This window comes from Novosphingobium sp. BL-S-19 (assembly GCF_055521675.1).
Genome location: NZ_CM145497.1, coordinates 1,281,529 through 1,295,071 on the forward strand (window position 1 = coordinate 1,281,529; position 13,543 = coordinate 1,295,071).

The 13,543-nt window shown below is 63.9% G+C and carries 13 protein-coding genes; 5 read left to right on the forward strand and 8 right to left on the reverse strand.

Annotated features, from left to right (window positions below; all coding sequences use genetic code 11):
- Window positions 1–106: 106 nt before the first annotated feature.
- From trhO to ACZ1JV_RS05575, 6 genes are all read right to left on the reverse strand, one after another.
- The gene (trhO, locus tag ACZ1JV_RS05550) at window positions 107–1,069 is read right to left on the reverse strand and encodes an oxygen-dependent tRNA uridine(34) hydroxylase TrhO (RefSeq protein WP_465139839.1); all 963 of its coding nucleotides are present in this window, start codon (window positions 1,067–1,069) and stop codon (window positions 107–109) included.
- A 90-nt stretch (window positions 1,070–1,159) separates the two neighbouring features.
- Entirely contained in the window at window positions 1,160–2,248 is a 1,089-nt protein-coding gene (rutA, locus tag ACZ1JV_RS05555; protein ID WP_465148698.1) for a pyrimidine utilization protein A, read from the reverse strand.
- Window positions 2,249–2,253: 5 nt separating this feature from the next.
- Window positions 2,254–3,036 carry a pyrimidine utilization protein D gene (gene rutD / locus ACZ1JV_RS05560; RefSeq protein WP_465148699.1) on the reverse strand — a complete coding sequence of 261 codons (783 nt, stop codon included), beginning with the start codon at window positions 3,034–3,036 and terminating at the stop codon, window positions 2,254–2,256.
- On the reverse strand, window positions 3,029–3,412 hold the full coding sequence (gene rutC, locus ACZ1JV_RS05565) for a pyrimidine utilization protein C (protein ID WP_465148700.1): 384 nt from the start codon (window positions 3,410–3,412) through the stop codon (window positions 3,029–3,031). The genes rutD and rutC overlap by 8 nt, the downstream gene beginning before the upstream one ends.
- Window positions 3,412–4,146 (reverse strand): pyrimidine utilization protein B, encoded by a 735-nt coding sequence (gene rutB / locus ACZ1JV_RS05570; protein ID WP_465148701.1) that lies wholly within the window; start codon window positions 4,144–4,146, stop codon window positions 3,412–3,414. Before rutB ends, rutC begins: the two co-directional genes overlap by 1 nt.
- A gap of 76 nt (window positions 4,147–4,222) precedes the next feature.
- Window positions 4,223–5,173, reverse strand: a complete 951-nt coding sequence (locus ACZ1JV_RS05575) for a patatin-like phospholipase family protein (protein WP_465148702.1) — start codon at window positions 5,171–5,173, stop codon at window positions 4,223–4,225.
- Window positions 5,174–5,421: 248 nt separating this feature from the next.
- Here ACZ1JV_RS05575 and ACZ1JV_RS05580 point away from each other — a divergent pair, with 248 nt between their 5' ends.
- From ACZ1JV_RS05580 to ACZ1JV_RS05600, 5 genes are all read left to right on the forward strand, one after another.
- The gene (locus ACZ1JV_RS05580) at window positions 5,422–5,667 is read left to right on the forward strand and encodes a hypothetical protein (RefSeq protein WP_465148703.1); all 246 of its coding nucleotides are present in this window, start codon (window positions 5,422–5,424) and stop codon (window positions 5,665–5,667) included.
- Window positions 5,668–5,770: 103 nt separating this feature from the next.
- On the forward strand, window positions 5,771–6,874 hold the full coding sequence (locus tag ACZ1JV_RS05585; RefSeq protein ID WP_465148704.1) for a hypothetical protein: 1,104 nt from the start codon (window positions 5,771–5,773) through the stop codon (window positions 6,872–6,874).
- A gap of 116 nt (window positions 6,875–6,990) precedes the next feature.
- Window positions 6,991–8,247: a M24 family metallopeptidase gene (locus ACZ1JV_RS05590; protein WP_465148705.1), complete on the forward strand. Its 1,257-nt coding sequence runs from the start codon at window positions 6,991–6,993 to the stop codon at window positions 8,245–8,247.
- A gap of 73 nt (window positions 8,248–8,320) precedes the next feature.
- Window positions 8,321–9,079 carry an enoyl-CoA hydratase-related protein gene (locus ACZ1JV_RS05595; RefSeq protein ID WP_465148706.1) on the forward strand — a complete coding sequence of 253 codons (759 nt, stop codon included), beginning with the start codon at window positions 8,321–8,323 and terminating at the stop codon, window positions 9,077–9,079.
- A gap of 106 nt (window positions 9,080–9,185) precedes the next feature.
- Window positions 9,186–10,478 carry a glycoside hydrolase family 130 protein gene (locus tag ACZ1JV_RS05600; RefSeq protein ID WP_465148707.1) on the forward strand — a complete coding sequence of 431 codons (1,293 nt, stop codon included), beginning with the start codon at window positions 9,186–9,188 and terminating at the stop codon, window positions 10,476–10,478.
- Window positions 10,479–10,481: 3 nt separating this feature from the next.
- On the opposite strand, the gene ACZ1JV_RS05605 is transcribed toward ACZ1JV_RS05600, so the two are convergent.
- Window positions 10,482–12,569, reverse strand: coding sequence for an AsmA family protein (locus ACZ1JV_RS05605; protein WP_465148708.1), 2,088 nt, complete (start codon window positions 12,567–12,569; stop codon window positions 10,482–10,484).
- Between the two features lie 83 nt (window positions 12,570–12,652).
- A complete protein-coding gene (locus tag ACZ1JV_RS05610) occupies window positions 12,653–13,534 on the reverse strand; it encodes a LysR family transcriptional regulator (RefSeq protein ID WP_465148709.1) in 882 nt (293 codons plus the stop codon).
- Between the last annotated feature and the right edge of the window lie 9 nt (window positions 13,535–13,543).

Below are 13,543 nucleotides of genomic sequence, written 5' to 3' on the forward strand. Positions count from 1 at the left end.
TTGGCTAGGGTTTGCCCCGGAAACGCGGCAAACCCTACCCTTTGAGTGGTGGATCCGTTGGCGCCGGATCCACCATCAGGCTGCGATGAATGGGATTGGCGGCCGATCAGTCCGCCTGATCGCGAACGGCGCCGACATGGGCAACACCCCGTGCCGCTGCGAGCGTTTCCTGGCGATGCCGCTCGCGGTACGAAGCCCGCTGCGCGTCGCTGCGCTCCGAATGGCACGCGGGGCAACTGACGCCTTCTTCGTAGAGCGGTGAAAGGCGGTCGTCCTGGTCAACCGGGCGGCGGCAGGCATGGCACAGGGCATAAGTGCCTTCGACCAGACCATGCCCGATCGTTACCCGCTGGTCGAACACGAAGCATTCGCCGCGCCACAGGCTCTGGGTTTCGGGCACCGTCTCCAGATATTTCAGGATTCCGCCCTTGAGGTGGTAGACGTCCTCCACCCCTTCCTGCTTGAGGAAAGCGGTGGATTTTTCGCAGCGGATTCCGCCGGTGCAGAACATCGCGACTTTTGTCGGCTTGCCACTGTCCAGCAACCGTTCGCGCTCCCGCCGGAACCATTCGGGGAAATCGCGGAAACTGGCCGTCTTCGGATCGATCGCGCCTTCGAATGTGCCAACGGCCACTTCATAGTCGTTGCGCGTGTCGATCACGATCGTGTCCGGATCGCTGATCAACGCGTTCCAGTCCTGCGCATCGACGTAAGTGCCGACACTGGCGCGGGGATCGATATCGGGCTCCCCCATGGTCACGATCTCGCGCTTCAGCCGCACTTTCATACGATGGAACGGCATGTCGGCGGCGGTGGACAGTTTGACGTCCAGCTCCGCGCAATCGGGCAGACTGCGCAGGTAATCGACGACAGTGGCGATGCCCTGCGGCGATCCCGCGATCGTGCCGTTGATCCCTTCATGTGCCAGCAGCAGCGTGCCGCGAATGCCCTGTTCGCGGCAAAGCTGCTCGATCGGTTCGCGCAAGGCGGCGCAATCGTCGAAACGGGCGAAACGGTACAGAGCGGCAACCTGCCAGGGTTCGGAGAGGGTGGGGCGGGGCGTATCCATGGCGGGCCCCATAGCGGGAAGCGCGGCCTTCGTCAGCAGGCTTGCGATATATGGCGGAGTGCCCCGCTTATGCGAAACCGGTTTTTGCGCTCAGGACTGGGAAGGTACACTGGCGCATTGTTCTCGCCGGCTCTTCATCAGCGGCTGAATGCGCGTGCCGAAAGCCTCCACGCCTTCCAGAAAGTCGTCGAAGGTGAGCAGTACGCCGCCGGTGTTCGGCACTTCGGCCATCTCGTCCAGCATGCGCGCTATGCTTTCGTAGCTGCCGACCAGCGTGCCCATGTTGATGTTCACCGCCCCCTCCGGTGCGGCGAGCTGGCGCACATTGGTATCGGTGTTCACGGTATCCTTGGCGCCCTGGTCGGCCAGCCAGGCGATGGCCTCGATATCGACGCCGTCATTATAGCTTTGCCACTTGGCCATCGCTTCCTCGTCCGTCTCGGCGGCGATCACCATGACCAGCACGAAGACCGAAACCTCGCGCCCGGTTTCCGCCGTGAATTTCGAAAGACGGTCGTTGTTGAAGGCGAAAGCCGTCGGCGTGTTGACGCCTTTGCCAAGGCAGAAGGCATAGTCCGCCCACTTGGCCGAGAAGGCGAGGCCCGCGTCGGAGGAGCCCGCACAGATGATCTTCATGTCGGCTTCGGGCTGGGGACGGACGAGGCAGTCCTCCATCTGGTAATACTTGCCCTTGAAATCCGAGCGGCCGTTTTCCCACAGCTCGCGCAGCACTTGTGCATATTCGCCCAGGACTTCGTAGCGGTTGCGGAAGTGTTCGTCGCCCGGCCACAGGCCCATCTGCGTGTATTCGGGCGGCTGCCAGCCGGTGATCAGGTTCAGCCCGAAGCGGCCATGGCTGATGCTGTCGATCGTGTTGCACATCCGCGCGGCAAAGGCGGGCGGGATGATCAGCGTGGGGCACGTGGCGAAGATTTTGATCTTCTCCGTCACTGCCGCCAGCCCGGCCATCAGCGTGAAGCTTTCCAGGCCATATTCCCAGAACTGCGTCTTGCCGCCGAAACCGCGCAGCTTGATCATCGAGAGCAGGAAATCGAGCCCGTATTTCTCGGCGCGCTGGGCGATTTCCTTGTTGAGATCGAAACTGGGCAAGTATTGCGGGGCGTTCTCGCTGATCAGCCAGCCGTTGTTGTTGATGGGAACGAAAACGCCGACTTGCATGAGCTTCAGCTCCTGAGAAATTCGAGAACAAGGCGATTGAAGGCTTCCGGATCGGTCACGTTGCAAGCGTGGCCACCCCAGTCGAATGTGGCGACATCGGCGCGCTCCACCGGCTCGGCGAGATCGAGCGCGGTGGCGAATGGCACGAGGAAATCGTCGCGCGTGGCGATGGCGAGCAAATGTTCGAGCGCGGCGAGGCCTGTCGGATCGGGCCTGTAGGCTTGCACGGCGGCAATGCGCTTGGCGGTGGTGGCCGTGCCGGGGAAGGTTGCAAGGTGATGATCGAGATCTACCGTCAGTTCGCCATCGTGCGCGGCGATCCAGTCGGGAGGATAGAGGAACAGCGGCTGCGCTTCGAGAAAGGCGCGCTCACCCGCTCCTTGCAACAGTGCAAGGCGGGCGGCGAAGCAGCGCCGGGTATGCGGGGACAGCGTCCTCCAGCCGTTGATGACGATCAGCCGATCGATCCGGCCGGTACGGATGGCGGTTTCGATGCCGATGGCGCCGCCGAGGGCGTGGCCGATGAAATGCGCGCGCTCAATGCCCAAGCCATCCATCAGCGCGACCACATCGCTCGCCATGTCTTCGACCGAGGTCGTCTCAGGCAGCGTACGGTCACTGCGGCCCGTGCCGCGATGGTCGTAGGTGAGAACGCGGAAATGCTCGGCCAGCGGCGCGAGGTTGGGTGTCCAGTACCCGGCCGAGCCGCCAAGGCCGCTCGACAGGATCAGCCATGGCGCATCCGCGCTTCCGTGAATTTCGTAGTAGAGCCCGCCAGTCTCAGCCAAGATGGGCGACCGAGGCTATCTCGACAAGGCAATCCGGCTTTACCAGCTCGCACTTGATGCAATAGCGTGCCGGCTTGTCGCCCGGGAAATACTCGGCATAGACCGCATTGAAGGCGGCGTAGTCGTTCAGATCCTTCAGGAAGATGTGGTTCATGGCGATATCCGCCATGGTGCCGCCAGCCGCCTCTACCGTGGTCTTGATAACCTCCAGCACGTGGCGGGTCTGCGCGGCGGCATCGCCCACATGCAGCACTGCGCCGCCCTCGCCCAGCGCCAATACGCCGGAGACGTAGACCACGTTGCCCGCCTTGGCTCCGGCGGAATAGGGGGCGATGGGCGTGGGGAACTGCGGCGGATTGATCGGTTCGAAGGGCATCACGCTTCCTTTGGTGGCAGTTGACCGACGGCAGTGCGGAAATCGGCGACGCTGCTCACCCAGCCGAAGAACTTCTCGACATTGTAAAGGCTGGCTTCGCGGATGAAATCCGGGCCCAGGTGATGCACCGCGTCCTCCAGCAACACGCCGAAGTATTCGAGGTGGAAGCCATCACGCAGGGTCGATTCCACGCAGACGTTGGTGGCGATGCCGGTGAAGATCAGCGTCCGGATGCCGCGTGCCCGCAGTACGGAATCGAGTTGCGAGTTGAAGAACGCCGAATAGCGCGGCTTGTGCACGCGTAGGTCGCCTTCATGTACGCTCAGGGTCTCTACAAGCTCATAGTCCCAGCCGCCACGGGCCAGGAACTTTCCGGCAAGCTCTGGCCGGGCCCGCATCGTCTTGAGCGCATTGGACTTGTGCCAATTGGGCGAAAGCGGCGTGCCCGCTTCGACATAGCCGGAATCCCAGCCGTTTTGCAGGAAAATCACCGGCATTCCCGCCGTGCGTGCCACATCGAGCACGTCGGCAATCTTCGGGATCACGCTGGCCGCCGGGCCGACATCGAAGCCGGCTTCGTCCACATAGCCGCCCTTGCTGGCATAGGCGTTCTGCATGTCGACGACGATCACAGCCGTTGTCGCGGCATCGAGCCGGATCGCTTCGGGCCGCGCCGGCAGCACCACCGATGGGCCGGAACGCGAGGGGACGGGATCGACGATTGCTTCGCTCACCGGCGCAGGATTGTGCAGTTGCAGCGAATGGTCAAGAGGACCTGTCGGAAGGCCATTCCCCAGTGGACCGACCGCGTCACGTGACCAGCGACTGGATGGCCGGCCACTGTTCTTCCACCGCCGCGCGCCCGGCATCTATGGCCTTCCTGATCTTGGCGGGATCGAATTCCAGCGTATCCGAATATTCTTCGCGGGGCTCGATGACGCGAACTTGCGCGAAGCGGTAGTGAGAGATCTGTTTGTCCAGTGGAAGCAGCAGCCTTGCCGCGTCGCTGGCCGAAGTGCCATTCGCCTGCAGCGCCGTGAACATCTGGTCGCGGGCAGCAAGCATGTCATTGATTAGCGACGTATTTGCCAGATCGTTGCGAGAGACCTCGGACTGCAGAAGGTCTACGGCCCGCAGCCCGACATCGATCAGGCCGCCGAAGTTTTTCGTTGAAGACGATTTGCCCAGCGGCGATGCGCGGATGACGATCACGCCCGTAGGGTTAAGCTCCAGCGCCGCACCCAGGGGTGTTACATCGCGCACGCCGCCATCCACCCATTGCTGCCTGTCGCTCGTCTGCAGCGGATCGAAGAACACTGGCATGGCGCAACTGGCGTAGACCCAGTTGTGAATGTCCGGCACGCTCTTGTCGATCGTCCTGAATTCGCCGGACTGGAGGCTGACGACGCCGAGACGAAGATCGACGGTGGAGGCGGCCAGCTTGGCCGGGTCTGCGAATTGTTTGAGCAGACGCCGCAGCGGAGCGGCGTCGTAAATGGCCTTTTCACCGAACAGGACAGCGCCCGCAATCCCGCCGCGCTTCTTGTAGATATCGTCATCGCCCTTGAGGCCAAGCCATACATTCAGCAGCCCGGCGACGTCGTTCTGTGCCACCCCCAGCGCCTGGATTGCGCCTGTGGAGGTTCCGACAACGATCGAAGGCGTGACGCCGTGCTTGGTTATCAGGCCGTCGAGAACTCCGACCTGAAACGCGCCTTTGGCGCCGCCGCCACTCAGGACAATAGCAAGTCTCGATGCCATCGCTTTTCTCCGGATACGGTTTTGAGAGGCTCTTCCTTGTTCGTCCGCTCGTCAACTCTCCGGGGTGTCCTGAAGCCGGCCCACACCCGCCGCCGCATTGTCCGCAAGCTGTGCATAGCCTGTGGACAGCTTGCCATTCGGCTGGCGCCGACGATTCGCCAGCGCTAGGAAAATCATCCGCTTTTCGGCTTGACCGGTGTTCGCCGTCCGAGGGGCGAGCGCTGTACAAGGTGTCCACGGAGATCCTCATGACCGGGGCCGAACTGGCTCTCGCCCGCAAGAATCGCGGGTTGACCGAAGCAGAATTGGGCAAGGCCATTGGCTATCGCGATCCTGCCCGTGCCGTGCGCCGGCTTGAGGCGTCGAGCCAGGTCAATTCGCGGGCGCTGACCATGATCAAGGTGGTTTTCGGAACCGTGGATCAGGATAATGTGCGTGAACGCGGCGCTCGGCGACGCACAGCACACCCCGATCAGCTTTCTTTCGTGTTCTGAGGCGATCGTGGCGGGCGTTGCCGCGAAATTCGCTTTTGGCGAACTTCCGAACGATCTCTAAGTTCAGGTGTCCGGGCCGACTTGCGGTTGGGGAGAGACCGATATGGGTGCGTGTGTTCGCTTGCTTGGCGCGTTCACTGCCATCGCCATGGCCTTCATCGCGGTTCCGATCTCCGCCCGGCAAGAGGGTGCCGCTTCGGCGGCTGATGGGGCATTCGCCGGGCACTATTACCTGACCGGCATCATGGAAACCGGATCGGAGCTTTTGCTGCGGCCGGACGGAACCTTCGAATGGTATCTGTCATACGGCGCGCTCGACCAGTTTGCCGACGGAACCTGGCGGCGTGAGGGGGATGACATCATTCTGGCCGCGTCGCGTCCGGCGAAGGACAGGCCGCTTTTCGGTTGGCTGGGCGCCGATCCATGGTCGGCGGCGGCGGAGACCCGCCTGCTGAACGCACGCTATGAGGAAAGCGTGGATGCAGTTCGCGCGCGCTGTCCGTTTCTGGAACCCGAGGATGCCGTCGCCCCGGTTGTCGAGTCCGTTCCCGCCCCCGCTTCCGCCGAAGGGCGCGATGCGGCGTCACTGGCGTTTGACCGTGCGGTTGCCGCGCGAACGGCCGTGGAAGCGCTTGCCCGGCGGGCGATGGCCTTGACGACGATCGACGGGGCCACCGCCAGCGAGATCGAACGCGCGATGGCCGAGTGGACGGCCGCGCACGACAGCGCGAAGGCCGAAGCGGTCGCCGCCGGACTGCCGCCGCTGGCATTGCGCGCACCCGCCTTACCCCCAGCGTGCGATCTGCCGGCGCGTCCGCAAGTACCGGATGGTCCGCAGGCGTGGCGGGGCGGTATCGCCGTCGGCGTGGTCGATCCTGCCACAGGCCGGTTCGCGCGCGACATTCACGTCACGCTGCGGTTGGCGGACGGCCGCGAGGCGGAGGTGACCACGACGGGCGGCGACGGGATGGACCTGTTGGACGGCGCGCCGCCCATCGCGGTGGTCGGGGCGCAATTGCAGGCCAATTTCGCCCCGGACAGGGATGCGTCGTTCACGTTTGCGCCCGTCACGCGGGGCGTGCTGCGATTCTCCATCGATGCCGCGTCGCTGGATGCGGCGCCCTTCGTCACGATGACACTGCACATCGACGGGAATGGGCTGGTCCCGATTGCGTTCGGTCGGGGGCGGTACCAACGCGGAAAATAACGCCGTTAAAGGCGCAGACGCCTGCTTGTCGCCCGGATGGGTTTGCGGCATCGAAGGGGCCGATCAAAGGCGCGCTCGCCACGGGCGTTTCGGGTTGCGGTTCAGGGGGATTCTTCATGATTTCGAAGCGGGGTTTTCTCGCCGGCGCGATGGCCACGGCCGGTATTGCAATGACCTCGCGCCTCCATGCGGCAGAGACGGGGACGGGGACGGGGACGATCGCTGCGCCTGCCGGGCCCCCCGTTCAGCCGATCTCTCGCGAGGAGCATGCCGCGCGCATCGCCAAAGTCCAGGGGCTGATGCGCAAGGCCGGAATTGGCGCACTGATCGTCGAGTCCGGATCCAGCCTGCGTTATTTCACCGGTGTCGAATGGCACCGTTCCGAGCGCGTCACGGCGGCGGTCATCCCGGCGGATGGCGACACGGTGATCGTTACGCCCGCCTTCGAGGAGCCGAGCGTGCGCGAAACCCTGCGCATCTCGGCCGAAGTGCGCGCGTGGAACGAGGATGAGGATCCCGAAGCGCGCATGGCCGGCGTATTGGTGGATCGCAAGGTTTCCGGCCGCAAGGTGGCGATCGAGCCGACTGCGCGCTTCTTCATCGTCGATGCCTTGCAGCACGAGCCGCGCAAGTGGGAAGTCGTCTCGGGCGAGGCGCTGGTCAACCAGTGCCGCCAGATCAAGTCCCCCGCGGAACTGGCGCTGATGCAGCGCGCGAACGACATCACCATGGCCGCGCTGAAGTATGTTCACGGCCAGGTCCGCGCCGGGATGACGCAGGGCGACATTGCCGACCTGATGGACAAGACCTCCGCCGCGATGGGCGGGCCGCCGGAATTCTCGCTGGTCCTGCTGAACGAGGCGAGCGCCTATCCGCACGGATCGCATCAGCCGCAGACGGTGCGTGAGGGATCGGTGATCCTGATGGATTGCGGCGCGCAAGTCTTCGGCTACCAGTCGGACATATCGCGCAGCTGGGTCTACGGCGAACCCTCCGCTCGCCAGCGAAAGGTGTGGGACACGGTCCGGCGCGGGCAGGATATCGCGCTGGAGACGGCCAAGGTCGGCGTGCCGGTCGGCGCGATCGACGATGCGGTTCGCACGTTCTACACGCGCGAAGGCTGGGGCCCCGGCTATCGTCTTCCCGGCCTGTCGCACCGCACGGGCCACGGCATCGGTCTGGACGGGCATGAATCGCCCTATCTGGTGCATGGCGCCGACACGCCGCTGGAGGTGGGGATGTGCTTTTCCGATGAGCCGGGCCTCTATATTCCGGGCGAATTCGGCATCCGGCTGGAAGATTGTTGGTACATGACCGCATCCGGGCCCAAGCTGTTCACGCCGCTGGCCAAGTCCATCGATCAGCCTGTGTAAGGGCGCCATATCCTCTTGCTCCGTCCCGCGCTGCGTGCGAACGGCGGGACGGAAATAGAATGGAGAGTATGGCGTGAGCACAGGCATCGAGATCGTCGAGAATGAGGGCATTCTCGAAATTCATATCGATCGTGCCGAAAAGAAGAATGCGCTGACCGCCGCGATGTATGGCACCATGATCGCCGCGCTGGAAACCGCGTCGACGCGCAGCGACATCGGCGCTGTGCTGATCGCGGGCAAGGGCGACGCTTTCTGCGCGGGCAACGACCTGGCCGATTTCATCTCCGGCCCGGAAGGGGCTGCGGCCGCATTCGCGTTCATCCGCGCCATCGCTCTGTTCGACAAGCCGATCGTCGCTGCCGTTCAGGGGCTGGCCGTGGGCGTCGGGACGACGATGCTGTTCCATTGCGACCTCGTCTATGCGGCGCCCGATGCGCGGTTCGTGATGCCATTCGTCAATCTGGGTATCGTGCCGGAGGCGGGATCCAGCCTGCTGGCGCCTGCCACGCTGGGCTATGCCAAGGCGGCGGCGATGCTGCTGCTGGGTGAGCCGATGGGAGCGGAAGCGGCGGACGCTGCCGGCCTCGTCACCGCGCTGGTGCCGGGTGAGGAATTGCTTGCCCATGCGCGTGCCAAGGCCGGGGTACTGATGGCGAAGCCGCCGCAGGCGCTGTTGGCGACGCGCCGGCTGATGAAGGGTGATCCGGCGGCAGTCGTCGCGCGGATCGAAGAGGAAGCCCGCGTTTTCCGCACGGCGATGCAATCGGCCGAAGCGCGAGAGGCCTTCACCGCATTCTTCGAGAAGCGCCCGCCCGTCTTTCGCCGCGATTAAGGCGCCCGCATCGGCTTGGCGCCGAACCATGCCGCGTCTGCTGCGTTGATCGTCGGGAACCCTGCCGCAAGGTGTGGTCTCTCCGATCGAAGCAAAGGCGCCGGCAATGCAAACTGCGGACGTGTTCACGAAGCTGGAGCCGGAACTGCAGCCGGATCCCGCGCGCACGGTGATAAGGCCGTTCCGTTTCGCTTATCCCGAAGCCTTCGCGCAGGGCGCAACGCGTGCGCAGGCGGTGGTCGACCGGTTGGAGGCACTCGATGCCGACGTCCGGGAACGAATGCTGGCATTCGTCATGGGCCCGATGCGCGCCCGCCATCGCAATGCGGAACGCACGTTTCTGCGGCAGGTGGAAAGCCTTGCGGAAGAGATCGACACAAGCGGACTTTCGAAGAGTGACCGTCTGCTGCTGGGCGCCTATTTCAGCCAGGAATTCGCGTTCGAGGCGGCGGCCTTGTTCAATCCCAGCATCGTGCCCTTGCCCGAAAAGGATGGCGGGGATCGTGCCGGCAAGGATCATGTGCGCTTCCTCCTTTCGCTGCGGGGCATTGGGGAGGGCCATGTATCTTCCGTCACCTTCCGCACCGGCACATGGGATTGCGGATCGGGCCTGACGATCGACCCCGCCAGCCCGCACTGCATGACCCCCGACATCCAGAGCGACGACGAAGGCTGGGTTCGCCTGCAATGCGACGATAGCGAGAATGTGTCGGAAACGGTGATCTTCCCGATCCTTCCCGATCAGCGGCAAGGCGTGGAGGACTTGCGCATGGTGCTTTTCCAGGGCGATGACGGCCGCGAGAAGCTGCTTGGAACTTACACTGCCTTCGACGGTCGCACCGCGCGGCAAGGGCTCTTGCGCGGCATAGACCTGCGAACGTTCGAAATGCGCACGCTGGAGGGCGCGATGGGCGGGTACAAGGGCATGGCGCTGTTCCCGCGCAAGATCGACGGCCAGTTCGTCATGCTCGGCCGTCAGGATGGCGAGAACATCTGGCTTCTCCGGTCGGACGATCTCTATCGGTGGGATGCCGGCATTCCGATCATGGCGCCGCGTTACCCTTGGGAATTCGTGCAACTGGGTAATTGCGGATCGCCGATCGAGATCGAGGAAGGTTGGCTGGTCTTCACCCACGGCGTCGGAATGGTGCGGGGCTATTGCATCGGCGCCTGCGTGCTGGACCGTGACGATCCTTCGAAAGTGCTCCTCCGCACCCGCGCGCCGTTGGTGTTCCCCAGTGCCGAGCAGCATGGCGGATATGTGCCGAACGTCACCTACAGTTGCGGGGCGCTGGTCCACCGGCGTCGCGTGCTGCTGCCCTATGGCATCGGGGATCAGTTCACCGGGTTTGCTGTCGCCGATCTGGGCGATTTGCTGGGCGTGATGGAGCCGGCTTAGAGCCTAATCTATTTTACCGGCTCTGCCGTTGCCCACGTCCTTGCGTGGCTTGCCGGAAACGGTGCGCTGGGCGGCAGCGCCGGCGCCCGCCAGCACGGGACCGCAGGCGGCGGACTTCGCATCGCCAATGTCCACGAAGGCCAGCAGGCCGGCGACGGGCGTGGCAACTACCGCCAGCCCAAGTCCAACGCCGGCACGGCCGATCAGTTGCGGGCTGATCACGTCGAGCGACGGGTCGGCGAAGTGGCCGCGCAAACCGACCGGGGACTGGCCGGAGAACAGGCTGAACTTCTTGCCGTCCGCCCGGAAGGCCAAGTCTACCGCTTCGGTGTCGAAGCTGAAGCCGCCGCGCCCGGTGACGACGTTCTTGCTCGTATCGATCAGGATCGGATCGGCCGCGGCGATGCCATTGCGCACGGTGAAGCCCAGCAAGCCGCAATTGATCTCGATCGGCTTCTTCAGCTTGCCCTCGAACATCTTGGTCACGAAAGTGCCGATATCGAGTTCGGCCAGCTGCGCATTCTGTGTCCACAACGTGCCGCGCGGCATCACGAAGGCGATGCGGCCGTAGGAACTGGCGAGTGAGTCATGGATGGTGTCACCGCGCCCTTCCAACTGAATGCGGCCCTTGATCGAACCCGTGGTTCCCGATTGTACCACGCCGTAGCCCGCGAGCAGGCGACCCATCGGCGTTTGCGAGAGGCGGATGTCGTAGCTGACGGCGGAAGGGCGCCGCCGCGTGTCGAAGATCAGGTCCGACGAAACCGTGCCGCGCGCCATCGAGAATGTCAGCGGTGAAAGCGCCAGCCTGCCGCGATCGAGCGTGAGTTTGAGGGCAATGTCCTGCACCGGCACGTTGCGCGACCGCACCACGCCGATCTGCCATTTCAGGGTGGCATCGAAGCGCTGCATCGCGTCCACGGGAAGGCGTGCATCGGGCATGACCCTGCGCGGGCCGGCGCCGGTTGCCGCCGCGGCAGCAACGGCACCCTGGGCGGCGACGATATCGGGGTTGTAACCAATGAACGGTGCGGCATCGACAATATCCAGTCGCCGCGTCTTCAACTCGGAATCCAGCCGCAGGCGTTCGCCGTTCGTGACGGTTAGCGTCCCGGCCAGATCCGAATTGCCGAAGCGGCCGGACATTCCGGTGAAGCGGTAACGTTCTGCGTCCTTCACCAATTGCGCGGTCAGCGTATAGCGGCGGGTATGGGGGATCACGACATCGATGATGCCCAGCAGATCCGACAGGTCGCGCCCTTCAGAGCGGACATGGAGCGGTACATTTTCGATATCGGAGATGGACGGGAGTTTGCCGGAAACGTCGATCACGTTATTCGCAGCCCATGCCCGCAGTTGCAACGCGTTTTCACCGTTGCCGATGGTTTCATCCGGCGAAAGCAGGCGCGCGGAGACGCGAAAGGGCGTGTCGCGCAGCGTGCCGTCGCCCCGCACGGCGATGGCCTTGCCGATTTTGGCATTGGTTGACGTGATCGGATCGACCTGCAGATTGGCCACGATCTTCATGCGGGGATCGAGGTAGCGCACTTTCGTGCCGGTAATGGTGGCGCGATCGATGCGTGGCAGTTCCAGCGGACCGCCTTTGCCCGGCGTGCCGAAGGTCCAGGTATTGCCCTGGTGGCGCGCGTCCCATTCCAGATCGGCAAAGCCCTGGTCGAGGTCCAGCGTGTAGATGTGGCGCCGCCCGAAGAGGAGCGAAAGCGGTGCGATCCGCGCATCGATGCGCTTTGCCGAAAAAAGGTCCGGTTGGCTTGCCCACGCAGGGTTGGCCACCTGCAAACGCTCGGCAAGGAACTTGATGCGCAAGGGCGCGAAATAGAGCTGGAAATCACCGCCCACGGAAATCTGGCGATCTGCCATGGACGAGGCAATGCGTTCGAACGGATGCTTCAGAAAGCGCCCCTTCGTGACGAATAGAACCAGCCAGACAGCGAAGACGGCAGCAATGATCGTCAGCGCTATGTTGCGCGCTATGCGCAAGCCACGCGGCGAACCGAAGCGCGCGCGGTGAGGCCAGAGATAGCCACCCTGGCGTTCCTTCGCACCGTGTATGCCCGAGGTCGCGTCCATAACGACTGGAAAGCATTCAATCGGGGCAATTTGTTTCCCAATCCGCCCGTATTTACGAACGATTGGTCGAAAATGCAGGTGTGTTAGCTGCCTTCACTCAGAAGAGCCTCGAGCTCTGCCGCCACGGCCAGCGCGGCGGGTGACCGGGTGCGCCCGCGCCGCGTGACCACGCAAATGTCGCTAAACGCCGGTGCGAAACCTGTGACAGTCAGTTGGACGATCCGGCCCTTGCGCAAGTCGTTCGCGAGGAAGAGCGGTGATGAGACCCATACGCAATCGCTGCGCAGAACGGTTTCACGCAGGATGTGGAAATTGTCGCAGACGAAGCTGCCGGCTTGTCCGCTTCCAACTTGCGCGCCGGATTCATGCAGGTCCACGGCGCTGGCGATCGGGTAGTCTTCAAGTTCGGCCGTGCTCACGCTGCCCCGGTTCGCCAGCGGATGGCCGGATCGTACCATGAAGGCCACCGCGATCCGGCCAAGCCGTTCCACTTCGGTGCCCGGCACACGGCCGAGGTTCCAATTGTTGCCAAGCACCATCTCGATGCGGTCGTTCAGCAATTCGGCAACAAGCTGGTCCGGCGCACGAACCTGTGTGCGGATGCGGATCGCCGGCCATGCCTTGAGCAGCGAACCGGCAATGCGTGGCAGGAAAAGACCTGCCATCAACGGCCCCAGGCCGATGGAGACCTGCGCCGGTTCGCCCAAGGGATAGCGCTTCAGGCTGCGTTCCAGATCGCCGGCGGCATCAAGCAGCCGGGCGGCCTGTCCCACCACATGGCGGCCGGCCGGGGTCAAGAGAGCGCCGCCCCGGCCGCGGTCGAACAGGCAGACGCCGTATCGTGCTTCGAATGCGGCCACGCTGCGACTGAGCGCAGGCTGGGTGATGCCCTGTTCCTCTGCCGCTCGCGAGAAGCTTTGATTGCGGGCAACGGCCAGGATATGCCGCAGGCGGGTGAGGTCCATTCCATTCCC